We start from the raw sequence: 22,865 nt of genomic DNA on the forward strand, positions 1-22,865 counted from the left end.
TTGTCGTGGGTGGCAGCGGTGTTCCGGGCGCTCCAGGGGCGCGTCCGGGCGGCATGAGCGCCGTGCCGCCGAGGAGTCCGCGCCGGAAAGGGATACGGATGAAGTACGTCAAGGCCGCCGCGCTGCTGGCCGGCGCCGCGCTGTCGGTGGGCGCCGCCGCGCCCGCCTTCGCCACGCCCGCCTACGCCGACCGGACGGGGGCGGAGAAGTTCAAGAGCGGCGTCAGTGGAACGGCGGAGGACGTGCAGCGGGCCGTCACCTCCCTCGGTGACGGGGTGAAGAAGATCAACGGCACGCTGCGCGGCGACGAACGGGTCGGTCACATGATCGGCGATTCGGCCGCCTCGAACGCGCCCAGCGCCGACGGTATCGGGCTCCAGGCCGCTTCGATGGGGAGCTGAGGGCGCCGGGCCGTTGCACGCGCCGGGCCGTCGGCCCACCCCCGTAGCCACGACTCGAACCTGTCCGGGCCGGGCCCGTCGCGGCCCGCCCGGCACCTGGCCCCCGTACCGCGGGAACCGGCCCGCGCACCCCGGAAAGCCCCCGCCGGGGCTCTCTTCCCGCCCGCCCCGGCCGAAATATGTACCCGCCAAGCATCGCGCTGGTCACATCCTGAACCAGTCGGTCGCAGCCCCTTACGCCATGGCGCGACGCGTTCTAGTCTGATCACTGCTCGAAGGTTACTCGCGAGTCACCAGCAACGTAGCGGGCCCCGGAGGATGCCGTGACGGACACCCAGACGCTGATCGAGAACCGGCCACCTTCCGTGGCGACCCTCTTCCTGGAGCGTGTCGCAGCCACCCCCGACCACGAGGCGTACCGCTATCCGGTGCCGTCCGCCGCGGGCCGGGGACCCGACGACTGGAAGGTGCTGAGCTGGGCCGATGCCGCCCGGCGGGTGTACGCGGTGGCTGCCGGGCTGATCTCGCTGGGGGTGCGGCCCGAGGAGCGGGTGGCGCTCGCGTCGAGTACGCGCGTCGAGTGGATCCTCACCGACCTCGGCGTGCTGTGTTCCGGCGCGGCCACCACGACCGTCTACCCCAGCACCAACGCGGACGAGACGGCGTTCATCCTCGCCGACTCCGGCAGCCGGGTCCTGATCGCCGAGGACGCGGGGCAGCTCGCCAAGGCCCGCGAGAAGCGCGCCGAGCTGCCGGAGCTGTCGCACGTCGTCGTCATCGAGGAGGCCGGCGCGCAATCCGCCGAGGGGGACCCGGAGGACTGGGTGCTCTCCCTCGCCGAGCTGGAAAAACGCGGCGCGGCGTACCTGGAGAAGCATCCGGAGTGCGTCAAGGAGCAGGTCGCCGCGCTGCGGGCCGACCAGCTCGCGACGCTGATCTACACCTCGGGCACCACCGGCCGCCCCAAGGGCGTACGGCTGCCGCACGACTGCTGGGCGTACATGGCGCGTGCGATCCAGGCGACCGGCCTGGTCACCGAGGACGACGTGCAGTATCTGTGGCTGCCGCTGGCGCACGTCTTCGGGAAGGTGCTGACCGCCGGGCAGATCTCCGTCGGGCATGTGATCGCGGTGGACGGCCGGGTCGACAAGATCATTGAGAATCTGCCGGTGGTCCGGCCGACCTATATGGCGGCCGTGCCGCGGATCTTCGAGAAGGTCTACAACGGCGTGGTGGCCAAGGCCCGGGAGGGCGGCGCCGCCAAGTACAAGATCTTCCAGTGGGCGGCGGGCGTGGCCCGCGAGTACGCCAAGGCGTCCCAGGACAACTTCCGGCGCACCGGCAACGCCTCCGTCCCCTTCGCGCTCGGCGCCAAGCACAAGATCGCCGACGCGCTCGTCTACGCCAAGCTGCGCGAGGCGTTCGGCGGCCGGCTGCGCGCCGCGGTCTCCGGCTCCGCCGCCCTGGCGCCCGAGATCGGCTACTTCTTCGCGGGCGCCGGCATCCACATCCTGGAGGGGTACGGCCTGACCGAGTCCAGCGCGGCGAGCTTCGTGAACCCGGGCGAGGCGTACCGTACGGGCACGGTCGGCAAGCCGCTGCCCGGCACCGAGGTGCGGATCGCCGAGGACGGCGAGGTGCTGCTGCGCGGGCCCGGGATCATGGAGGGTTACCACGGGCTGCCGGAGAAGACGGCCGAGGTGCTGGAGTCGGACGGCTGGTTCCACACCGGCGACATCGGCGAACTGTCCCCGGACGGATACTTGCGCATCACCGACCGCAAGAAGGACCTGATCAAGACCTCCGGCGGCAAGTACATCGCGCCGGCCGAGGTCGAGGGGCAGTTCAAGGCGGTCTGCCCGTTCGTCTCCAATGTGCTGGTCCACGGCGCCAACCGGAACTTCTGCACCGCGCTGATCGCCCTCGACGAGCCGACGATCATGGGCTGGGCCGCCGAGCACGGGCTCAAGGGCAGGACGTACGCCGAGGTCGTGGGCGCGGAGCAGACCCGCGAGCTGATCGACGGGTACGTGGAGCGGGTCAACGAAGGGCTCCAGCGCTGGCAGCGGATCCGTAAGTTCCGGCTGCTGCCGCGGGACCTGGACATCGAGCACGGCGAGGTGACGCCCAGCCTCAAGATCAAGCGGCCGGTGGTGGAGCGGGCCTTCAAGGACCTGCTGGAGGAGATGTACGAGGGCGCGCGCGAGGCGTGAGACGGGCGGCGCGCGCCGGTACGGTCACCGGCACCCGGTGACCGTACCGGCGCGCGCCGTCTGGCGTGCCTGTCGCTGCCCGGCGCACCGGCCACCGGCCCGGCGCGCTCCTACCGCCCCCGCCGCAGGGAACGCACCGACTCCGCCATGCGCGCCACGCTCTCGCTCAGGTCGCGCTCGCCGGGGTCGTCGCTGGCGGAGAGGCGGCGCTCGATCTCGGAGATACGGTCCGCCAGTTCGCCCATCCGGGCGTTGTCCTGCTTGATGAGCCGGCGCAACTGCCGGTTCTTGCGGTGCAGATCGAGAAACACATTGACCTTGGCGCGCAGCACCCACGGGTCGAAGGGTTTCGTGAGGTAGTCGGCGGCGCCGGTCGAATAGCCGCGGAAGGCGAAGCCGGAATCGCTTTCCGTCCCGGTCAGGAAAATGATCGGGATGTCCTTGGTCTGGTCGAGACGTTTGATGTTGGAGGCGGTCTCGAAGCCGTCCATGCCGGGCATGAGAATGTCCAGCAGAACGACCGCGAATTCCTGCCGCAGCAGCGCTTTCATCGCCTCTTCTCCGGAGCGGGCCCGGACGAGGGGCTCGCCGAGCGAGCCCAGGACCGCTTCGAGGGCGGCGAGGTTGTCTTCCATGTCGTCGACAAGGAGGATGCCCGCCCGTTCGTCGGTCCCGTCGGTGTCGGGTGCATGGGTCATGATGGGCCTTCGATGCCTTGGGACCTCGAAGAGGTCGCGTCGGGGTCTTGCGTGCCTGATTCACCGCCCGGGGCCGGGGCGCCGGAGCCGTGCCGGGACAGAAGCTCGACGGCCACGGCCAGCAGACGGTCCACGTCGACGGGTTTGGGTACGTATTCGTTGGCTCCGCTCTCCAGGGATTGCTCGCGGTCCCCGGGCATCGCTTTCGCCGTCAGGACGATGACGGGCAGATTCGCGAACCGCGGTGTGCGGCGGATCGCGCGAATGGTTTCGTAGCCGTCCAGCTCCGGCATCATGATGTCCATCAGGACCAGATTGATGCCGGGATTCTTCTCCAGCATCGTGATGCCTTCCCGGCCGTGTTCGGCGTACAGCACCCGCATGCCGACCCGGCTCAGGACGTTCGTGAGAGCGAAGACATTACGGATGTCGTCGTCGACGACCAGGACCTGGCAGCCGGACAGCAAAGGGCCCGAGGGCCCGTTCACCCAGTCCTCCAGCCGGGCGCTGGTCGGCCACGGCGTGTCGTCGCGCGCGACGGGCGGGCCCGAACGCGGGGCGTGGCGCGGCGTCTTCGCCAGGTGCAGGGCGCCGTCCGCATGCTGCTCGGGGGCGACGGGCAGGGCGTCGAGCGGTTCGGCGTAACCGGGGCACTCGATGGGGACGTGCAGGGTGAAGATGCTGCCGACGCCGGGGCGGCTGCTCGCGGTGATCCGGCCGCCGAGCAGCCCCGCGATCTCCCGGCTGATCGACAGGCCCAGGCCGGTGCCGCCGTACTTGCGGTTGGTGGTCCCGTCCGCCTGCTGGAACGCCTCGAAGATGACCGGCAGTTTCTCCGGCGCGATGCCGATGCCGGTGTCCGTGACGGTGAAGGCGATCGACCCGTCGCCGGCGCGGTCCACCCGTAGATCGATCTTCCCGGCCGCGGTGAACTTCACCGCGTTGGACAGCAGATTGCGCAGCACCTGCTGGAGGCGCTGCTCGTCGGAGAACAGCTCCTTGGGGACGCTCTCGCTCACCGACACCTCGAAGGCCAGCCCCCGGTCGAGGGTCATCGGCCGGAAGGTGTCGTGGACGTAGTTGAGCAGCTTGATCAGCGGCAGCCGCTTGGGCCGTACGTCCATCCGGCCCGCCTCGATCTTGGACAGGTCGAGGATGTCGTTGATCAGCTGGAGCAGATCGGACCCGGCCCGGTGGATCGTGATCGCGAACTGCACCTCCTGCTCGTTCAGGTGCCCGTCCTGGTTGTCGGCGAGCAGCCGGGCGAGGATGAGCAGCGAGTTGAGCGGGTTGCGCAGCTCGTGCGACATGTTCGCCAGGAACTCGGACTTGTACTGGGACGAGCTGGCCAGCAGCGCGGCCTTCTCCTCCAGCTCCTCGTTCGAGCGCTGCAGCTCCGCCTGGCGCCGCTGGAGCTCGCCGGTGCGCTCCTGGAGCTGACGGGCCAGCCGCTGGGACTCGCCGAGCAGCGATTCCGTACGGGAGTTGGCGACGATGGTGTTGATGGCCACGCCGATGGTGTTCACGAACTGGTCGAAGAAGGCCAGGTGCACGTCGGAGAAGCGGGAGAAGGACGCCAGCTCGATCACGCCGAGCGTCTGGTCCTCGAAGAGCACCGGGATGATGACGAGGGTCGCCGGCTTCGCCTCGCCCAGCCCGGAATTGATCTTGATGTAGTCGGGCGGCGCGTCCTCCACCAGGATCCGCTTCTTCTCCAGCGCGGCCTGGCGCACCAGACCGTGGTCCAAGGAGCCGGGCGTGTCCAGCGTGGCGTCCTGGGACGAGCCGTACCCGGCGATGAACGCCAGCTGCAGGTCCTCGCGGTCGGTGTCGGCCAGGAAGAAGGCCCCGTACTGGGCGTTCACCAGCGGCGTCAGCTCCCGCAGGATCAGGTCGGCGACCTCCATCAGGTCGCGGTGGCCCTGCATCAGAGCCGCCAGCCGGGCCAGGTTCGACTCCAGCCAGTCCTTGGCACGGGTGGTCTCGCGGAGGTTGGAGACCATCAGGTTGATGTTGTCGCGCAGCTCGGCGACCTCGCCCTGGGTCTCGACGGTGACCGTACGGGTCATGTCGCCGGACGCCACCGCGGAGGCCACCTCGGCGATCGCCCGCACCTGGGTGGTGAGGTTGGACGCCAGCTCGTTGACGTTCGTCGTCAGGCGCTTCCAGGTGCCGTACACGCCCTCGACCCGGGCCTGGCCGCCCAGCTGCCCCTCGCTGCCCACCTCGCGGGCGACCCGGGTGACCTCCGACGCGAACGACGACAAAGTGTCGACCATCGTGTTGAGGGTCGTCTTCAGCTCCAGGATCTCGCCGCGCGCGTCCACGTCGATCTTCTTGGACAGGTCGCCCTGCGCGACGGCGGTGGCCACCAGGGCGATGTTGCGCACCTGGGTGGTCAGGTTGGACGCCATGAAGTTGACGTTGTCGGTGAGGTCCTTCCAGACGCCGGAGGCGCCGCGCACCTGGGCCCGGCCGCCGAGGTTGCCTTCCGTGCCGACCTCGCGGGCCACCCGCGTCACCTCGTCGGCGAACGCCCGCAGCTGCTCCACCATCGAGTTGACGGTGTCCTTGAGCTCCAGGATCTCGCCGCGTGCGTCGACCGTGATCTTCTTCGACAGGTCGCCGTCGGCCACCGCGGTGGTCACCTGCGCGATGTTGCGCACCTGGGAGGTGAGGTTGGACGCCATGAAGTTGACGTTGTCGGTGAGGTCCTTCCAGACGCCGGAGGCGCCGCGCACCTGGGCCTGCCCGCCGAGGTTGCCTTCCGTACCGACCTCGCGCGCGACCCGGGTGACCTCGTCGGCGAAGGCGGAGAGCTGGTCGACCATCGTGTTGATCGTCGACTTCACCTCCAGGATCTCGCCCTTCGCCTCCACCGTGATCTTGCGGCCCAGGTCGCCCTCCGCGACCGCCGTCGCCACCAGGGCGATGTTGCGCACCTGAGAGGTGAGGTTGTCGGCCATGAAGTTGACGTTGTCGGTGAGGTCTTTCCAGACGCCGGAAACCCCGCGTACGTGGGCCCGGCCGCCGAGCCGCCCGTCGGTGCCGACTTCGCGCGCGACGCGGGTGACCTCGTCGGCGAAGGCGGAGAGCTGGTCGACCATCGTGTTGACGGTCAGCTTCAGCTGGAGGATCTCGCCGCGCGCGTCCACCGTGATCTTCTGGCTGAGATCGCCGTTGGCCACGGCCGTGGTGACCTGCGCGATGTTGCGCACCTGGCTGGTGAGGTTGGACGCCATGAAGTTGACGTTGTCGGTGAGGTCCTTCCAGACGCCCGACACGCCCCGTACCTGCGCCCGGCCGCCCAGTTGCCCTTCGGTGCCGACTTCGCGGGCGACGCGGGTGACTTCGTCGGCGAAGGCGGAGAGCTGGTCGACCATCGTGTTGACGGTGAGCTTCAGCTCCAGGAGTTCGCCGGCCGCCTCGACCGTCACCTGACGGGTCAGGTCGCCGCGCGCCACCGCCGTCGTCACCAGCGCGATGTCGCGCACCTGGGCGGTCAGCCGGGCCGCCATGGTGTTGACCGCCTCGGTCACGTCCCGCCAGCTCCCGGACAGCCCGGCCACCTTGGCACGCCCGCCGAGCCGGCCTTCCGTACCGGACTCGCGGGCCACCCGGGTGACCTCGCCGGTGAACAGCGACAGCTGGTCGACCATGCGGTTGACCGCCCGGCCGAGCCGCCGGCGGTCGCCGCGCAGCGGTCGGTTGCCGTCGTGGAGGTCCACCCGCTGGGTCAGATCGCCGCCCGCCACCGCGTCCAGCACCTGGGTGGCCTGGTTCGTCGGGATGACCAGCGCGTCGATGATGGCGTTGGCGGCCTGTACGGAGGTGGCCCAGGTGCCCGGGCCCGGGCTGGCGGACATCCGTTCGTCCAGCCTGCCCTGGCGTACGACCTCCGACCGGAGGCGTAACAGCTCGTCGGACAGGTGCTGGTTGCGGGCGGCTATCTGGTTGAACACCGCGGACAGTTCGGCCACCAGACCTTCTTGCGCCCCTGGCAGTCGAGTCCGGAAATCTCCGGCCGCCATTGACGTCAAGGCGGTCAGAAGTGGTCGCAAGTCAGCCGCGCGGACCACATCACCACTGGACTCCAGGGACACTCGGGGCACTGCCGAATCGACCGCCATGGCTTCCCACTTCAGTAACTCGGTGCTTATGGGTGCGCTCAGTCTGTCACTCTGGGGTGGCGTATTCGGCGCTATTGCGGAACTGCTCGGGAGTTGCTCAATGCGGACGACAACTTCGTCGGACAGGGACGTCCCGGACCGGGGCGCCGCGGTGGCCCGGGAGCGGCCCCGCCCTTGCGACGGCGCGCCCGGCGGGTCGGCGACCTCCGGCGGCACCCCTGCGGGGGCCGCCCCGGCGATCAAGGCCCGGACGAGTCCGCAGGTCATGACCGAAGCGGCTGCCGACAGGCCTCGGGCGGAGCGTTCCGGCGGGCTTCTCGAAGGGGGCGGGCCGGTGGGTTTCCGCAAGGAAGCGGCCACGAAGGCGGCCCGCCCGACGAATTCGGCCAGGGGAACGGGGGCTGTACGGATGAAGGATTCGGTCACGGACGGGGGAGCGGGGACAGCGGGTGGCGGGGATGGTGGGGCCGAGGGGGCCGGGCCGGAGGGCGGTGTTCCGGAGGGCGCGGGGCGAAAGGGTGTGAGGCGGGAGGGCTCGGACTCGGAGGGCGGTGTACGGGGAGGGGACGCCCGCCAGCCCGGTACCCGTCAGCCCGGTACCCGTCAGTCCGGCAGCCGGAAGTCCGGTACCGGTACCGGTACCCGTAAGCCGGGCACCAGTAAGTCCGGTGCCCGGAAGGCCGCCGGTTCCGAGGAGGCTGCCGTACGGGGAGGGGGCGCCCGTAAGCCCCGCACCCGGAAAGCCGCCGCTCCCGAGGAACCCGGTACGGAGCCTGCCACCCGGAAACCCGGCGCCTCTGGAGCCCCCGCAGCCCGGAAATCCGGCGCCTCCGGAGATCCCGCCGCTCGGAAACCCGGCGCCTCCGAAGATCCCGCCGCCCGGAATCCCGGCGCCTCTGAAGCCCCCGCCACCCGGGAGACCGTCACCCGGGAGCCCGTCACCCAGCAGAACCCCACCCAGGGCTCCGTCCAGCACCCCACCCCTGCCGAAGCCCCCGGCTCCGACCCCGCCCCCGCCCCCATAAACCCCACCTCCGCCCCCGGCACCGTTTCCGCCGCTCTTCCGGAGGCGCCCGATCCGCCCGCGGCGCCGCCGGCCGGTGGGCCGCGTCGGGAGCGGCGCGGGCCGGCCACCCGTGATCAACGCGGCGGTCAGGGCGCGCGCGAGGGACGGGGCGGCCGGGCCCGGCGTAACTGGCGTGACCGCTGTGACGCCCGGGACAGCGTCCGCCGGTCGAGCCTGCCCGGCAATCCGCGGGCCGCCGCCGCGGCCCGCCAGTTCGTACGCGCCGTACTGGCCGACTGGCTCGTCCGGTCGCTGCCCGGCGCCGACACCATCGGCGACCGCCTCGCCGACGAAGCGGTCCTGCTGGTCAGCGAGCTGGTCACGAACGTCGTCGTGCACGCCGGGACCACCGTCGAGCTGCTGTGCCGCCTGGAGACCGAGCCGACGCCGGACGGCGGGCGCGCCGTGGTCGTCGTGGAGGTGTCCGACCACCACCCGGCCCGTGCCGTACGGGCGCGCCAGGCGTCCTCCGCCGACGAGACCAGGGGCCATGGCCTGCAACTGGTCGGCGCGGTCGCCGAGTCCTGGGGCATCACGTACCGGCGCGACCTGAAGACCGTGTGGTTCCGGCTCCTGGCCGGGCCGCACGACCGCGTGTACGGCCCGCCGGCCCGTTTCTCCCAGGACGACCCGGATCTCCAGCGCGACCTGCGGGCCGCCGAGCTGCTGGCCCCCGCGCCCGTCCGCCGGTCCCCGGCGCGGCGCTCCGACGCCGACTGGATCAACCACGGCGCCCTGTCCTTCCTCGCCGAGGCGTCCGACCTGCTGTCCGGGCAGCTCGACGAGGAGCAGGTGGCGCTGCTGGCCGCGCAACTGGTCGTACCGCGGCTCGCCGACTGGTGCGCGGTGTGGCTGTACGACGGCGGCAGCCGGGACAGCTCGGGCGCGCCGCCGCGGCTCGCCCGCGTCTGGCACTCCAGCGAGGGCCGCATCGACGCGCTCCGTATGGCCCTGGAGAAGGACCCGCCGGTGCTGCCCGTACCCGGTCCGCAGCGCGACGGTGCCGGGGCTGCGGTGCCCTGGCCGTGGCCGCAGGAGCCGAGCGGGTACGGTCCGGGCGGCGCCGCGCTGGCCTGCCGGCTGCTGGCCGGCGGCCGCGACCAGGGCGCGCTGCTGATCGGCCGTGCCGGGCTGATGCGCTTCCCCGACGAGGTCGTGGGCCTGATAGAGGATCTGACCCGCCGGGTCGCCCGTGCCGTGGCCACCGCCCGCGCGTACCGCAACCAGGAGCGGATCAGCCAGGTGCTGCAGCGCCGTCTGCTGCCCCGGGGCCCGGCCACCGTCCCGGGCCTGGAGTCCTCCGTCGTGTACGAACCGCGCGAGGGCGCCTGGGCCGGCGGCGACTTCTGGGACCTGTTCGACGCCGGGGACGGGCGCTGGTGCTTCGCCCTCGGCGACGTGTGCGGCAGTGGCCCGGAGGCCGCAGCGGTCACCGGCCTCGCCCGGCCCGTCCTGCGGCTGCTGGCCCGCGACGGGTACGGCGTCGGCGAGGTGCTGGACCGGCTCAACAAGACGATGGCCCGTGAGGCCACGGACTCGGTGGCCGCCGTCGCCGCGGCGGTCGCGGCGGCGGGCCCCGGCCCGGACGCCGCCGTCGAACTGCGCGCCGAGGCCGAGCAGACGCGTTTCCTCTCCCTCCTGTACGGCGAGATCGTGCCGCACGCCGACGGCACGGCGGGCGCCCGCTGCACCCTCGCCAGCGCCGGACACCCGCTGCCGCTGGTGCTCGGCACGGGCGGCGGCGTACGGGTCGCCGCGGCGCCGCAGATGCTGCTCGGGGTGGTGGAGGACACGTCGTACGAATCCGAGTCCTTCGACCTGGCGCCCGGCGAGACGCTGCTGTGCGTCACGGACGGCGTGACCGAGCGGCGCTGCGGCCACCGGCTGTTCGACGACGATGACGGCCTGGCCGGCCACCTCACCGCCTGTACGGGCCTGGGCGCCACCGCCGTCGCCGAGCACATCCGGCGGGCGGTCCACGCGTTCGCCGCCACCCCGCCGGACGACGATCTTGCGTTGCTGGTGCTCCAGGCGACGGAGCGGCGGTAGGGGAGGAAGGGGCTGGAGGGACGGCAGCGGCGGGGCGAAGCGGTGCGCCGGGGCGCCGCCCACCGGGCCCGCCCCGGCCTCCCGGCAGCTCCCGTCAAGCTCCCCGCCGTATGCCGGACAATGGAAGGCATGCCTTCCGCACTCCCCGATGGTGAGCCCATGCCCGAGGACGGGGCGCTGCCCGGTCACGCCCTGACCGGCGCGAGCACCCGGCCGCTCGGGTTCTACCTGCACGTGCCGTACTGCGCGACGCGCTGCGGCTACTGCGACTTCAACACGTACACGGCCACCGAGCTGCGCGGCTCGGGCGGCGCGCTCGCCTCGCGGGAGAACTACGCGGACACGGTCGCCGAGGAGATCCGGCTCGCCCGCAAGGTGCTGGGCGACGACCCGCGGCCGGTCGAGACGGTCTTCGTCGGCGGCGGCACGCCGACCCTGCTCCCGGCCGCCGACCTGGGCCGGATGCTCGCCGCGATCCGCGACGAGTTCGGCCTCGCGGACGGCGCGGAGATCACCACCGAGGCCAACCCGGAGTCCGTCGATCCGCGCTACCTGGCCGAACTGCGGGAAGCCGGTTTCAACCGGGTCTCCTTCGGGATGCAGAGCGCCCGGCAGCACGTCCTGAAGATCCTCGACCGTACGCACACGCCCGGCCGCCCGGAAGCGTGTGTCGCCGAGGCGCGCGCGGCGGGCTTCGAGCATGTCAACCTCGACCTGATCTACGGGACCCCCGGCGAGTCGGACGACGACTGGCGGGCCACGCTCGACGCCGCGCTCGGCGCGGCGCCCGACCACGTCTCCGCGTACGCGCTGATCGTCGAGGAGGGCACCCAGCTGGCCCGCCGCATCCGGCGCGGCGAGGTCCCGATGACCGACGACGACGTGCACGCCGACCGCTACCTGATCACGGAGGAGGCCCTGTCCGGCGCGGGCTTCCACTGGTACGAGGTCTCCAACTGGGCCACCTCCGAGGCGGCCCGCTGCCGCCACAACGAGCTGTACTGGACCGGCGCCGACTGGTGGGGCGCGGGCCCCGGCGCGCACAGCCACGTCGGCGGCGTCCGCTGGTGGAACGTGAAGCACCCCGGCGCCTACGCCCAGGCCCTCGGCGAGGGCCGGTCCCCCGGCGCGGGCCGCGAACTCCTCTCGGCCGAGGACCGCCGCGTCGAACGCATCCTCCTGGAACTGCGCCTCGCGGCCGGCTGCCCCCTGGACATCCTCGCCCCCGCCGGCTTGGCCGCATCCCGCCGCGCCCTCGCCGACGGCCTCTTGGACCCGGGCCCGTACGAGGCGGGCCGCGCCGTACTGACCCTGCGGGGGCGGCTGCTGGCGGATGCGGTGGTGCGGGATCTGGTGGACTGATCACTCGGCGGGGTGAACATCTGCGATGTTTCCGGCGGGCTGTCCGGGGTGTCCCTAGCCTGCGGTCCACGTAACAGGATGTGGAAGCGGGGTGGGCATGGTGGACAGCCGACAGATCACGGACGCGATCGAGGTTTTCCGGCGCCTGCGCCTGGAAGTACCGGAAGGCTGCAAGGCGGAGCTTCTCCGGGGCGACATCCTGGTGTCGGCGGAGTGCGACTGGGTGGATGACGACGTCGTCAAGTCCGTGACAGATCAGGTTCCGTACTGGCATCGGCACCGGCAGCAGAGACACTGTGTCTCGTTTCCCAGGTCGGGCAGCGAGACACAGCCCGACTTGGTGATCCTGGCGCGGGACGCCGCCACCGACGCCTCCCGGGGCCAAGCTTCACTGTCGGCCGCGCCGGTGAGCGCTCCGTCGGCCGCTCGGCCCCTGACCACCCACCCCCTCGTCGCGTTCTTCGAAGAACTCGAGGTTCCCGAGACGTTCGAGGCGGAACTCCTGCGGGGGGAAATCGTGATGACGGCCGGGACCGACGTGGTCCACAACCGGATCATCCAGAGCGTTCGGGACCAGGTGCCGGGGGATCGTCGGGGGCGTCCCAAGACCCAGGTCGCCGGAAAGCCCGTGCCGACTGAGCTGATCACCATGCTCGTCGAGGTCGTCTCCAACAACAGCCTTGATCGTGACCACCGCGTCAAGCGCAACATCTATGCGGCGGGCGAGGTGCCCACCTACCTGATCATCGATCCGGCGGCGGCCGAATGCCGCTTGCTCACCGACCCCACCGGCACCCGCGAAGACGCCGACTACACGGTGCAGCGCACCACCAAGTTCGGCGATCCGATCCCACTGGACCTGCTCGGCGTAAAGCTGGACACCACCGAGTTCCAGACGTTCACCAACGTCAGGCCCCACTCCCACCCGTGACAAAGTCGATCAACTCCTCCACCCGCCCCAGCAGGGCCGGCTCCAGGTCCTTGTAGGAGTGGACCGAGCCGAGGATGCGCTGCCACGCGGCGCCCGTGTTCTCCGGCCAGCCCAGGGACCGGCACACGCCTGTCTTCCAGTCCTGGCCGTGGGGGACGGTCGGCCAGGCGGGGATGCCGACCGAGGACGGTTTCACGGCTTCCCAGACGTCGATGTACGGGTGGCCCACGACCAGGACGTCCGGGTCGGTGACCGAGGCCGCGATGCGGGATTCCTTCGAGCCGGGGACGAGGTGGTCGACCAGGACGCCGAGGCGGGCGTCGGGGCCGGGGGAGAAGGAGTGGACGATGGCGGGGAGGTCGTCGATGCCTTCCAGGTATTCGACGACGACGCCCTCGATGCGCAGGTCGTCGCCCCAGACGCGTTCGACCAGCTCGGCGTCGTGGCGTCCCTCCACGTAGATGCGCCCGGCGCGGGCGACCCGTGCGCGGGCGCCGGGGACGGCCAGCGAACCCGACGCCGTACGGGCGGGGCCGCGCGCGGCGGGCCGGGCCGACGGCCGTACGAGCGTGACGGGCTTGCCGTCCAGCAGGAAGCCGCGTGGCGTCATGGGGAAGACCCGGTGCTTGCCGAAGCGGTCTTCGAGGGTGACCGTGGGGCCCTCGGCGGTCTTCTCGCAGCGGACCACCGCGCCGCAGAACCCGGTCACGGCCTCCTCGACCACCAGGTCCGGCTCCGCCGCGACCTCGGGGGCCGGCTGCTGCTTCTTCCACGGCGGGGTCAGGCCCGGGCCGTACTGTCTGCTGCGCATCCGACAGACGATAAGAAGGGATGGCCGGTCAGCGCCGCGACACGCCGAAGCGACGGCTGAGCGCGTCACGTTGCTCACGGACGAATCGGGCATCCACGACAGCGCCGTGCCCGGGTACGTACACCGCGTCCTCCCCGCCGAGCGCCAGCAGCCGGTCCAGCGCGGCGGGCCACTGCCCGGGGACCGCGTCCGGCCCGGCCTGGGGCTCGCCGGACTCCTCGACCAGGTCGCCGCAGAAGACGACCTCGGGCGAGCCGTGCGTACCGGGGACGAGGACCACCAGGTCGTGGGCGGTGTGCCCGGGGCCGACGTTGGCGAGCAGCACCTGCCGGCCGCCGAGGTCGAGGACGCGTTCGCCGGAGACGAGGTGGTGCGGGCGGACGAGGAGATCGGTGGCCTCGGCGGCGGCGTCGGGGTCCACGCCGTACGACACCGCGTCGCGCCGCAGCTCTTCCTGGGCGCGCGGCAGATACGTATCGAGACCCGCCGCTCCGAAGACCTGGACGCCCGCGAAGGCCGCGGCGCCCAGCACGTGATCGAAGTGCGGGTGGGTCAGCGCGACGTGCGTCACGTCACGGCCCACGATGCCGCGCAGCTCGCGGCGCAGCCGGGCGCCGTCCCGGAGCGTCGCGCCGGTGTCGACGATCAGCACGCCGGTGGCGCCGACGACGGCACCGACGGTCTCGTCCCAGCCGGGCATCCGGCGCCGCCCGACCCCCGCGCCGAGCTCTTCCCACCCGGCTTCTTCCCACGTCGTACGCATACCGAGACGCTAGCCGCCGGGGGCGGACCTCCGCCCGCCGGACCGTCGGACCCGCGCCTTCCGCGCCGCGATACGGTGGCCCGCCGGACCGGTGGTTCCCGGCCTCCCGCACGTACGCGCGGCCCGCCGCCCGTACGCCGCGATGCGCCGCCCCGGCCGTGCCGGGCACGTCCCCGGTACCGCGGCCCTTGCCCTGCCCACGTGACCCGGCCGTACACTTGGTCCGGGTCTGGCACTCGGACCTGATGAGTGCCAGGGAAGACGACCCGGGAAAGAACCGGCCCCGCGCCGGTGACACGGCCGGACTGGAGGTGTGCGCGATGCTCAGTGAACGCAGACTCGAAGTGCTGCGCGCCATCGTCCAGGACTATGTCGGGACCGAGGAGCCGGTCGGCTCCAAGGCGCTGACCCAGCGGCACAAGCTCGGTGTCTCACCCGCCACGGTCCGCAACGACATGGCGGCGCTGGAGGACGAGGGCTTCATCGCCCAGCCGCACACCAGCGCCGGGCGCATCCCCACGGACAAGGGCTACCGTCTCTTCGTCGACAAGCTGGCGGGCGTCAAGCCGCTTTCCAGCCCCGAGCGGCGCGCCATCCAGAACTTCCTGGACGGCGCCGTCGACCTCGACGACGTGGTGGGGCGTACGGTACGGCTGCTGGCGCAGCTCACGCGGCAGGTCGCCGTCGTGCAGTACCCGTCCCTGACCCGGTCCACGGTGCGTCATGTGGAACTGCTGTCGATGGCTCCGGCGCGGCTGATGCTGGTCCTGATCACGGACACCGGCCGGGTCGAGCAGCGCATGGTGGACTGTCCGGCGCCGTTCGGTGAGACCTCCTTGGCGGACCTGCGGGCGCGGCTGAACAGCCGCGTGGTGGGCCGGCGGTTCACGGACGTGCCGCAGCTCGTGCAGGATCTCCCGGAGTCCTTCGAGCAGGAGGACCGGGGGACGGTCTCGACAGTCCTGTCGGTGTTGCTGGAGACTTTGGTGGAGGAGACCGAAGAGCGGCTGATGATCGGCGGCACCGCCAATCTCACGCGCTTCGGGCACGATTTCCCACTGACCATCCGGCCGGTGCTGGAGGCTCTGGAGGAGCAGGTGGTGCTCCTCAAACTGCTCGGGGAGGCCAAGGACTCCGGCATGACCGTACGCATCGGGCATGAGAATGCCCATGAGGGCCTGACGTCCACATCGGTCGTCGCGGTCGGCTACGGTTCGGGCGACGAGGCAGTCGCCAAACTCGGCGTGGTCGGACCGACCCGCATGGACTACCCCGGAACGATGGGAGCGGTACGCGCAGTGGCACGTTACGTCGGACAGATCCTCGCGGAGTCGTAAGTGGCCACGGACTATTACGCGGTCCTCGGCGTACGGCGCGACGCCTCGCAGGACGAGATCAAGAAGGCTTTCCGGCGGCTGGCGCGCGAGCTGCACCCGGATGTGAACCCCGACCCGAAGACCCAGGAGCGGTTCAAGGAGATCAACGCCGCTTACGAGGTGCTCTCGGACCCGCAGAAGAAGCAGGTCTACGACCTCGGCGGCGACCCCCTCTCGCAGGCGGGTGGCGGCGGCGGGGCCGGCGGCTTCGGCGCGGGCTTCGGCAACTTCTCCGACATCATGGACGCGTTCTTCGGCACGGCCTCGCAGCGCGGACCGCGGTCCCGCACGCGCCGCGGCCAGGACGCGATGATCCGGCTGGACGTCGAGCTGGACGAGGCGGCCTTCGGCACCACCAAGGACATCCAGGTCGACACCGCCGTCGTCTGCACGACCTGTTCGGGCGAGGGCGCCGCGCCCGGCACCTCGGCGCAGACCTGTGACATGTGCCGCGGCCGCGGCGAGGTCTCCCAGGTCACCCGGTCCTTCCTGGGCCAGGTCATGACCTCCCGGCCGTGCCCGCAGTGCCAGGGCTTCGGTACGGTCGTGCCGACCCCGTGCCCCGAGTGCGCCGGCGACGGCCGCATCCGCTCGCGCCGTACGCTCACGGTCAAGATCCCGGCCGGTGTGGACAACGGCACGCGCATCCAGCTCGCCGGCGAGGGCGAGGTCGGCCCCGGCGGCGGCCCGGCCGGCGACCTGTACGTCGAGATCCACGAGCTGCCGCACCCGACGTTCCAGCGGCGCGGCGACGACCTGCACTGCACGGTCACGATCCCGATGACGGCGGCGGCGCTGGGCACGAAGTGCCCGCTGGAGACGCTGGACGGCGTGGAGGAGATCGACATCCGGCCCGGAACCCAGTCCGGCCAGTCGATCCCGCTGCACGGCCGCGGCGTCACCCACCTGCGCGGCAACGGCCGCGGTGACCTCATCGTGCACGTCGAGGTCATCACGCCGAACAAGCTCGACGCGGAGCAGGAGGAACTGCTGCGCCGCCTCGCCAAGCTCCGCAACGAGGAACGCCCGCAGGGACAGTTCCAGCCGGGGCAGCAGGGACTGTTCTCGCGGCTGAAGGATGCGTTCAACGGGCGCTGATCCGTACGAGGGCCAGGTGGACGGCGGTCGGGCTCCGTGCCCGGCCGCCGTTCTCGTTCACCCGCCCGCCGCCCTCCCGTCCGTGCCCGAACTGCCCCGATGGCCAGGCGTGTTTGATCTTGGTGCGGACGGACCCGGTTCGGGCCCGGGCGTGTGGCGTGACACGATGTGCGCATGCCCACAGCGCTGACCGATCTCTGCCGTTATCCGATCGCGCAGGCTCCGATGGCGGGCGGGGTGGCCCGCCCGGAGCTGGCCGCCGCCGTCTGCGGAGCAGGCGGGCTCGGCTTCCTGGCCGCCGGGTACAAGACCGCGGACGGCATGTACCAGGAGATCAAACAGCTGCGCGGGCTGACCGACCGGCCGTTCGGCGTGAACCTCTTCATGCCGCAGCCCTCGCTCGCCGAGAACGCGGCCGTCGAGGTCTACCGCGAGCAGCTCGCGGGCGAGTCGGCCTGGTACGAGACCCCGCTGGACGAGATCGACCCGTACGGCGGCGTCGACGACGGGTACGAGGCCAAGCTCGCCATCCTGCGCGAGGACCCGGTGCCGGTCGTCTCGTTCCACTTCGGCTGTCCCTCGCGCGCGGTGCTCGACGGCTTCGCCAAGGTCGGTACGTACACGATCGTGACCGCCACCACCGCGGCCGAGGCGCAGGCCGCGCAGTGGTCCGGCGCCGACGCGGTCTGTGTGCAGGGCGTCGAGGCGGGCGGCCACCAGGGCACCCACCGGGACGACCCGCAGGCCGACGGCACCGGCTCCGGGCTCGGGCTGCTGTCGCTGATCGCGCAGGTGCGCGAGGCCGTGCAGATACCGATCATCGCGGCGGGCGGCCTGATGCGCGGCTCGCAGATCGCCGGGGTGCTGGCGGCGGGCGCGGCGATGGCGCAGCTCGGTACGGCCTTCCTGGTCACCCCGGAGTCGGGCGCGCACGCGCTGCACAAGCAGGCGATGACCAACCCCCTGTTCACCCGTACGGAGTTGACCCGGGCCTTCTCCGGGCGCCCGGCCCGCGGCCTGGTGAACCGCTTCCTGCGCGAGCACGGCCCGTACGCCCCGGCCGCCTATCCGGCCGTACACCACCTGACCTCGGGTCTGCGCAAGGCCGCCGCGAAGACGGGCGACGCGCAGGGCATGGCGCTGTGGGCGGGGCAGGGGCACCGGCTGGCGCGGCAGATGCCGGCCGGGCAGCTGGTCGAGGTGCTGATGGCCGAACTGGACGCGGCGCGCGCCGGGCTGGGCCTCGGCGCCGGACAGGCCGCCGGTCCGGCGGCGCACCCGGACCAGCAGGCCGGTCCGGGGGTCACGGGTGAGCTGGGAGGTGCGCTGTGACGGCGCCGGTCTTTCTTGTCGACAGCGTCCCGGGTCCGGGGGAGACCGTGCTGGACGGGCCCGAGGGCCGGCACGCGGTCTCCGTGCGCCGGCTGCGCGCGGGCGAGCCCGTGGTGCTGACGGACGGGCGCGGCAGTGGAGCGGTGGGCGTGGTGCGGGCCGCCGAGGGCAAGGACCGGCTGGTCGTGGAGGTGACCGGCGAGCAGTCCGAGCCGGAGCCGGTGCCGCTGATCACCGTCGTACAGGCGCTGCCCAAGGGCGATCGCGGCGAGCTGGCCGTGGAGACCATGACGGAGACCGGCGTGGATGCCATCGTTCCGTGGGCCGCGTCCCGGTGCATCACCCAGTGGAAGGGTGAGCGGGCCGCGAAGTCCCTGGCCAAGTGGCGCAACACGGCGCGCGAGGCGGGCAAGCAGGCGCGCCGGCTGCGCTTTCCCGAGGTCACCGACCTGATGTCCACGAAGCAGGTCGCGGCGCTGCTCGCGGAGGCGGATTTCGCCGCCGTCCTGCATGAGGACCGGGACGCGGGCAGTGCCCCGCTGGCGTCCGTCGAACTCCCGGCGTCCGGCCGGATCGTGCTCGTCGTCGGCCCCGAAGGCGGCGTGTCGCCGGAAGAGTTGGCGGCGTTCGAGGAGGCGGGGGCCAAGGCGTACCGGCTCGGGTGGAGCGTGCTGCGGACGTCCACGGCGGGCACGGCGGCCACGGCGCTGCTGCTCGGCCGTACGGGGCGCTGGAGCTGACGTAGCGCCAGAAGGCGGCGACGGCCTGCCCGCAACAGCTGAACGGCGGGGCCGCGGCATGCGTGATGCCACGGCCCCGCCGTCGTCGTATCGCCTGCCGGATCAGACCAGCTCGGCGTTGAGGGTGATGTTCTTGACGCCGGCCAGCGCCTGGCTCACCGGGCAGTTCTTCTTGGCGTCCTCGGCCGCGGCCTGGAAGTCCTCCTCGGACAGGCCCGGCACGCTGGCCTTGACGCTCAGCACGATGCCGGTGATGCCCTCGCCCGGCTGGAACGTCACATCGGCCTTGGTGTCGAGGGCCGCGACGGTGTAGCCCTTGCCGGCCAGGCCGTGCGAGAAGGCCATCGAGTAGCAGGACGAGTGAGCCGCCGCGATCAGCTCCTCGGGGCTGGTGACGCCGTTCGGCTGCTCGGCGCGGGCCGGCCAGTTCACGTCGAACGTGCCGACGTTCGAGGACGACAGGGCGACGCTGCCCTTGCCCTCCATGAGGTTGCCTTCCCAGTGGGTCTGCGCGGTGCGGGTGGTTGCCATGGTGGATGACTCCTGGTCGTGGGCGGTTGGCGGTCTGTGTGGATCAGCTTAGTGATTCCGGCGCGGCGCACGGCGGGACCCGGACAGGCGGAACGCGTCGGTCCGTACGGGGAGGGACCGGGCGGTACGCGGTCCGTACGGGCGGCGGCGCACACTGGCCGAGCCGGGACTGTTGGTCCGGGGGCGGTGGTGGGACGCTGCCGGACATGGGGTCCATGGGGCGCTTACGAGACGTACCGTACGTACGGCCGCGGCTCGCGCGGACCGGCAGGTCCCGGGCCGGATCGGCCCGGCGCGGCAGGCTGCTCGCGGTGGTGGGCGCAGCGGGCGCGGCGGTCGTCGCGGTGTCCGCGTGTGAGCCGGCCGGCGGGCTGAACACCTCGTCGATCGCTTACACCACCGACCAGGCGGGGACCGCGGCGCTGAAGCGCATCGGTGTGAACGTCAGCTGGCTGAGCTGTACGGCGACCGTTCCGCGCGACCAGCAGAGCACCGCCAACGCCACGGCCACGGCGAGCCACCACACCGTCGTCACGGTGGACTGCCAGGGCCAGACCGCCCACCACAGCAAGATCACCATCACCGGCCGGGTCACCTCCGAGGTCGACGGCCGCTGCGTACGCGGCCGGCTGACCGCGCGGGTCGCCGGGCAGGTCGTCTTCCAGGTGGGCGTGCTCGGCAACTGCAACGCGGACGAGCCGACCGGCACCTCGCGGCCGACCGTCACCCGCACCGTCCAGCCGCCCAGCAGCGGCCACACGTCGCACGAGCCGCCGTACACCCCGCCCGTCACGGTCACGGTCACGGCGCAGCCGTCGAACCCGGAGCCCGATCCGGACCCGTCGCCCAGCGACACCTGTTCGGACGACTCGCACGACCACGACGGCCAGGGGAACCACGACGGCAACGGCCACGACAACGGCAACGGCAACAGTCACGACAACGGCAACGGCAACCACGACGACCAGGGCAACCACGACGGCAACGGCAACCACGACGGCCAGAACGGCAACGGCCACGACGGAAAGGACGGCCAGAAGCAGACCTGGGCCGCCGACCACTGACCACCCGTCCGGCGCGCCGCCCCGGGCTCCCCCCGCCACCGGCCCGGCCGCCGCACCACCTCCCAAGGGCGGCCCGGTAACATCCGGACCCTAAGACGTGATGGCAACCCGGGAGGAGCCCACCGGTGGCGGGAGAACCGCAGGCCGACTGCCTGTTCTGCAAGATCGTGGCCGGCGAGGTGCCCGCGACGATCGTGCGGGAGACCGAGACGACCGTCGCCTTCCGGGACATCAGCCCGCAGGCGCCGACGCACGTCCTGGTCATCCCCAAGGTGCACTACGCCAACGCCGGTGAGCTGGCCGCCGCCGAGCCGCGTATCGCCGGCGAGGTGCTGAGCGAGGCCGCCGCCGTGGCCGCCGACGAGAAGGTCGACGGGACGGGCTACCGCATCATCTTCAACACCGGCCCCGGCGCCGGCCAGACGGTCTTCCACGCCCACGCGCACGTCCTGGGCGGCCGCGACCTCCAGCGCCTGGTCTGACGGAGCGGGAGCCCGAGCGCCTTGTCCGTACGCGAATTCGTCGTCCTCGGCACCGCCAGCCAGGTGCCCACCCGGCACCGCAACCACAACGGCTATCTGCTGCGCTGGGACGGCGAAGGCATCCTCTTCGACCCCGGTGAGGGCACCCAGCGGCAGATGCTGCGTGCCGGGGTCGCCGCGCACGACATCAACCGGATCTGCGTCACCCACTTCCACGGCGACCACTCGCTCGGGCTCGCCGGGGTCATCCAGCGCATCAACCTGGACCGGGTGCCGCACCCGGTCACCGCGCACTTCCCGGCGAGCGGCCGGCGCTTCTTCGACCGGCTGCGGTACGCCACCGCCTACCGGGAGACGGTGCGGCTGGCCGAGGAGCCGGTGGCGGCCGACGGGGTACTGGCCGACACGCCCTCGTACACCCTGGAGGCGCGCAAGCTGTCCCACCCGGTCGAGGCGTACGGCTACCGTCTGACCGAGCCGGACGGGCGCCGGATGCTGCCGGAGAAGCTCGCCGCGCACGGCATCGCCGGACCGGACGTCGGCCGGCTCCAGCGGGAGGGCGCGCTGAACGGCGTCACCCTCGACGAGGTCAGCGAGGTCCGGCGCGGCCAGCGCTTCGCCTTCATCATGGACACCCGGCTGTGCGACGGGGTGCACGCGCTCGCCGAGGGCTGCGACCTGCTCGTCATCGAGTCCACGTTCCTGGACGAGGACGTACGGCTGGCCACCGAACACGGCCATCTGACGGCGGGCCAGGCGGCGCGCGTCGCCGCCGACGCGGGCGTACGCCACCTGGTCCTCACGCACTTCTCGCAGCGCTACTCGGACCCCTCGGAGTTCGAGCGCCAGGCCCGGTCCGCGGGCTTCGAAGGAGAGCTGACGATCGCCCGCGACCTGATGCGCGTCCCGGTCCCCAAGCGCACCTGAGGACGGGACGCGTACGCCGTCCGGCGGATCAGGGCAGGAAGTACATCGGGTTCGGCAGCTTGAACGTCTTGTCGCCGTAGCCGCCGTTCAGGTCGCTGTACTGGTCACCGAAGTTGGCGACGATGTCGTAACCCTGCGCCTCTATGTGCTTGCGGGTGCCGGACTTGAACTGGACCGTGGTGCAGTTGGCGCCGCACGGCAGGTAGGCCGGGGGGTTCTTCTTGTCCTTCAGGTAGACGTGGGTGCGATCCAGCGGCACCTTGTAGCCGACGTTCTTCAGGTTGCGCACGCTCCACGCGCGCTGCGCCTCCTTGCGGCCGGTGACGAAGAAGACCTCGTACCCCTTGCCGCGCGCCCAGTTGACGAGCCGGTCCATGCCGAAGACCGGCGCCATGTCGGTGCTCGCCAGGTACTTGTCCTGGGCCGCCTCGGTGTGGTGGAAGCCGACCTGGAGCTCGTAGTTGTACGTCAGCAGCGTCGTGTCGTCCATGTCCAGGACGATGGCGGGCTTGCCGTGGTGCTTCTTCCCGGCGGCCTTGGCCAGGTAGTCACGGGCCGAGTCGGTGATGCCGCGCACCTGCTTGGCGTAGTTGCTGCGGGGCGAGGCGTAGTGCTGCCCGTCCGCGGTCACCGTGTCGCCGTAGTACGCCTTGATCTTGTCCTGTACCTGGGTGAGGTTCGGGACCTCCTTGTCCGTACGCGGTACGGAGTGTTCGGCGGTGGCCTGGCCGACGCCGAACGCCGCGGTACCGGCGACGACCGCCGTGACGGCCGCGGCGCCGAAGCGGACACGGCGGCGGGAGAGGAGGGGGTGGCGCATGTGCTGCTCCTAGGTGAACGGTGGGGGCCACCTAGGTTTAACAGAGCCTTTACGTGGCCATCTACGCGCGA

At 71.7% G+C, this 22,865-nt stretch carries 18 protein-coding genes; 12 read left to right on the forward strand and 6 right to left on the reverse strand.

Annotated elements, in window-relative coordinates; all coding sequences use genetic code 11:
* Positions 1-98 precede the first annotated feature (98 nt).
* Positions 99-401, forward strand: a complete 303-nt coding sequence (locus CP984_RS27215) for a hypothetical protein (RefSeq protein ID WP_003985018.1) — start codon at positions 99-101, stop codon at positions 399-401.
* A 323-nt stretch (positions 402-724) separates the two neighbouring features.
* Entirely contained in the window at positions 725-2,614 is a 1,890-nt protein-coding gene (locus tag CP984_RS27220; protein ID WP_003985017.1) for an AMP-dependent synthetase/ligase, read from the forward strand.
* Between the two features lie 110 nt (positions 2,615-2,724).
* Here CP984_RS27220 and CP984_RS27225 read toward each other — a convergent pair whose 3' ends face one another.
* Complete coding sequence (locus CP984_RS27225) at positions 2,725-3,312, reverse strand: response regulator (RefSeq protein ID WP_003987341.1); 588 nt, start codon at positions 3,310-3,312, stop codon at positions 2,725-2,727.
* Positions 3,309-7,343, reverse strand: a complete 4,035-nt coding sequence (locus CP984_RS27230; RefSeq protein ID WP_050498845.1) for a HAMP domain-containing protein — start codon at positions 7,341-7,343, stop codon at positions 3,309-3,311. Before CP984_RS27230 ends, CP984_RS27225 begins: the two co-directional genes overlap by 4 nt.
* Positions 7,344-8,682: 1,339 nt before the next feature.
* Here CP984_RS27230 and CP984_RS27235 point away from each other — a divergent pair.
* The 3 genes from CP984_RS27235 to CP984_RS43040 all read left to right on the forward strand — a co-directional run bounded on the left by CP984_RS27235 (position 8,683) and on the right by CP984_RS43040 (position 12,850).
* On the forward strand, positions 8,683-10,557 hold the full coding sequence (locus CP984_RS27235; protein WP_050498846.1) for an ATP-binding SpoIIE family protein phosphatase: 1,875 nt from the start codon (positions 8,683-8,685) through the stop codon (positions 10,555-10,557).
* 129 nt (positions 10,558-10,686) lie between these two features.
* Positions 10,687-11,919: a radical SAM family heme chaperone HemW gene (gene hemW, locus CP984_RS27240; RefSeq protein ID WP_003984317.1), complete on the forward strand. Its 1,233-nt coding sequence runs from the start codon at positions 10,687-10,689 to the stop codon at positions 11,917-11,919.
* 406 nt (positions 11,920-12,325) lie between these two features.
* A complete protein-coding gene (locus CP984_RS43040) occupies positions 12,326-12,850 on the forward strand; it encodes a Uma2 family endonuclease (RefSeq protein ID WP_032921679.1) in 525 nt (174 codons plus the stop codon).
* On the opposite strand, the gene CP984_RS27250 is transcribed toward CP984_RS43040, so the two are convergent.
* The gene (locus CP984_RS27250) at positions 12,828-13,661 is read right to left on the reverse strand and encodes a DUF3097 domain-containing protein (protein ID WP_003984319.1); all 834 of its coding nucleotides are present in this window, start codon (positions 13,659-13,661) and stop codon (positions 12,828-12,830) included. The genes CP984_RS43040 and CP984_RS27250 overlap by 23 nt on opposite strands.
* Positions 13,662-13,689: 28 nt before the next feature.
* Positions 13,690-14,424 (reverse strand): MBL fold metallo-hydrolase, encoded by a 735-nt coding sequence (locus tag CP984_RS27255; protein WP_003984320.1) that lies wholly within the window; start codon positions 14,422-14,424, stop codon positions 13,690-13,692.
* Between the two features lie 320 nt (positions 14,425-14,744).
* Between CP984_RS27255 and hrcA the strand changes: the two genes are divergently transcribed.
* The 4 genes from hrcA (at position 14,745) to CP984_RS27275 (ending at position 18,970) form a co-directional block, all read left to right on the forward strand.
* Complete coding sequence (gene hrcA / locus CP984_RS27260; RefSeq protein WP_003984321.1) at positions 14,745-15,761, forward strand: heat-inducible transcriptional repressor HrcA; 1,017 nt, start codon at positions 14,745-14,747, stop codon at positions 15,759-15,761.
* Positions 15,762-16,898, forward strand: a complete 1,137-nt coding sequence (dnaJ, locus tag CP984_RS27265; RefSeq protein ID WP_003984322.1) for a molecular chaperone DnaJ — start codon at positions 15,762-15,764, stop codon at positions 16,896-16,898. It abuts the gene before it with no gap.
* A gap of 174 nt (positions 16,899-17,072) precedes the next feature.
* On the forward strand, positions 17,073-18,230 hold the full coding sequence (locus tag CP984_RS27270) for a nitronate monooxygenase (RefSeq protein ID WP_003984324.1): 1,158 nt from the start codon (positions 17,073-17,075) through the stop codon (positions 18,228-18,230).
* The gene (locus CP984_RS27275; protein ID WP_003984325.1) at positions 18,227-18,970 is read left to right on the forward strand and encodes a 16S rRNA (uracil(1498)-N(3))-methyltransferase; all 744 of its coding nucleotides are present in this window, start codon (positions 18,227-18,229) and stop codon (positions 18,968-18,970) included. Before CP984_RS27270 ends, CP984_RS27275 begins: the two co-directional genes overlap by 4 nt.
* Positions 18,971-19,072: 102 nt before the next feature.
* On the opposite strand, the gene CP984_RS27280 is transcribed toward CP984_RS27275, so the two are convergent.
* The gene (locus CP984_RS27280) at positions 19,073-19,501 is read right to left on the reverse strand and encodes an OsmC family protein (RefSeq protein WP_003984326.1); all 429 of its coding nucleotides are present in this window, start codon (positions 19,499-19,501) and stop codon (positions 19,073-19,075) included.
* 215 nt (positions 19,502-19,716) lie between these two features.
* Between CP984_RS27280 and CP984_RS41455 the strand changes: the two genes are divergently transcribed.
* The 3 genes from CP984_RS41455 (at position 19,717) to CP984_RS27300 (ending at position 21,974) form a co-directional block, all read left to right on the forward strand.
* Positions 19,717-20,565 carry a hypothetical protein gene (locus tag CP984_RS41455; protein ID WP_063604361.1) on the forward strand — a complete coding sequence of 283 codons (849 nt, stop codon included), beginning with the start codon at positions 19,717-19,719 and terminating at the stop codon, positions 20,563-20,565.
* A gap of 125 nt (positions 20,566-20,690) precedes the next feature.
* Positions 20,691-21,047 carry a histidine triad nucleotide-binding protein gene (locus tag CP984_RS27295; protein WP_003984328.1) on the forward strand — a complete coding sequence of 119 codons (357 nt, stop codon included), beginning with the start codon at positions 20,691-20,693 and terminating at the stop codon, positions 21,045-21,047.
* 21 nt (positions 21,048-21,068) lie between these two features.
* Positions 21,069-21,974 carry a ribonuclease Z gene (locus CP984_RS27300; protein WP_003984329.1) on the forward strand — a complete coding sequence of 302 codons (906 nt, stop codon included), beginning with the start codon at positions 21,069-21,071 and terminating at the stop codon, positions 21,972-21,974.
* Positions 21,975-22,002: 28 nt separating this feature from the next.
* On the opposite strand, the gene CP984_RS27305 is transcribed toward CP984_RS27300, so the two are convergent.
* Positions 22,003-22,794, reverse strand: coding sequence for an HAD family acid phosphatase (locus tag CP984_RS27305; RefSeq protein WP_003984332.1), 792 nt, complete (start codon positions 22,792-22,794; stop codon positions 22,003-22,005).
* Positions 22,795-22,865 lie beyond the last annotated feature (71 nt).

This window comes from Streptomyces rimosus (genome assembly GCF_008704655.1).
GTDB classification, from domain to species: Bacteria; Actinomycetota; Actinomycetes; order Streptomycetales; family Streptomycetaceae; genus Streptomyces; species Streptomyces rimosus.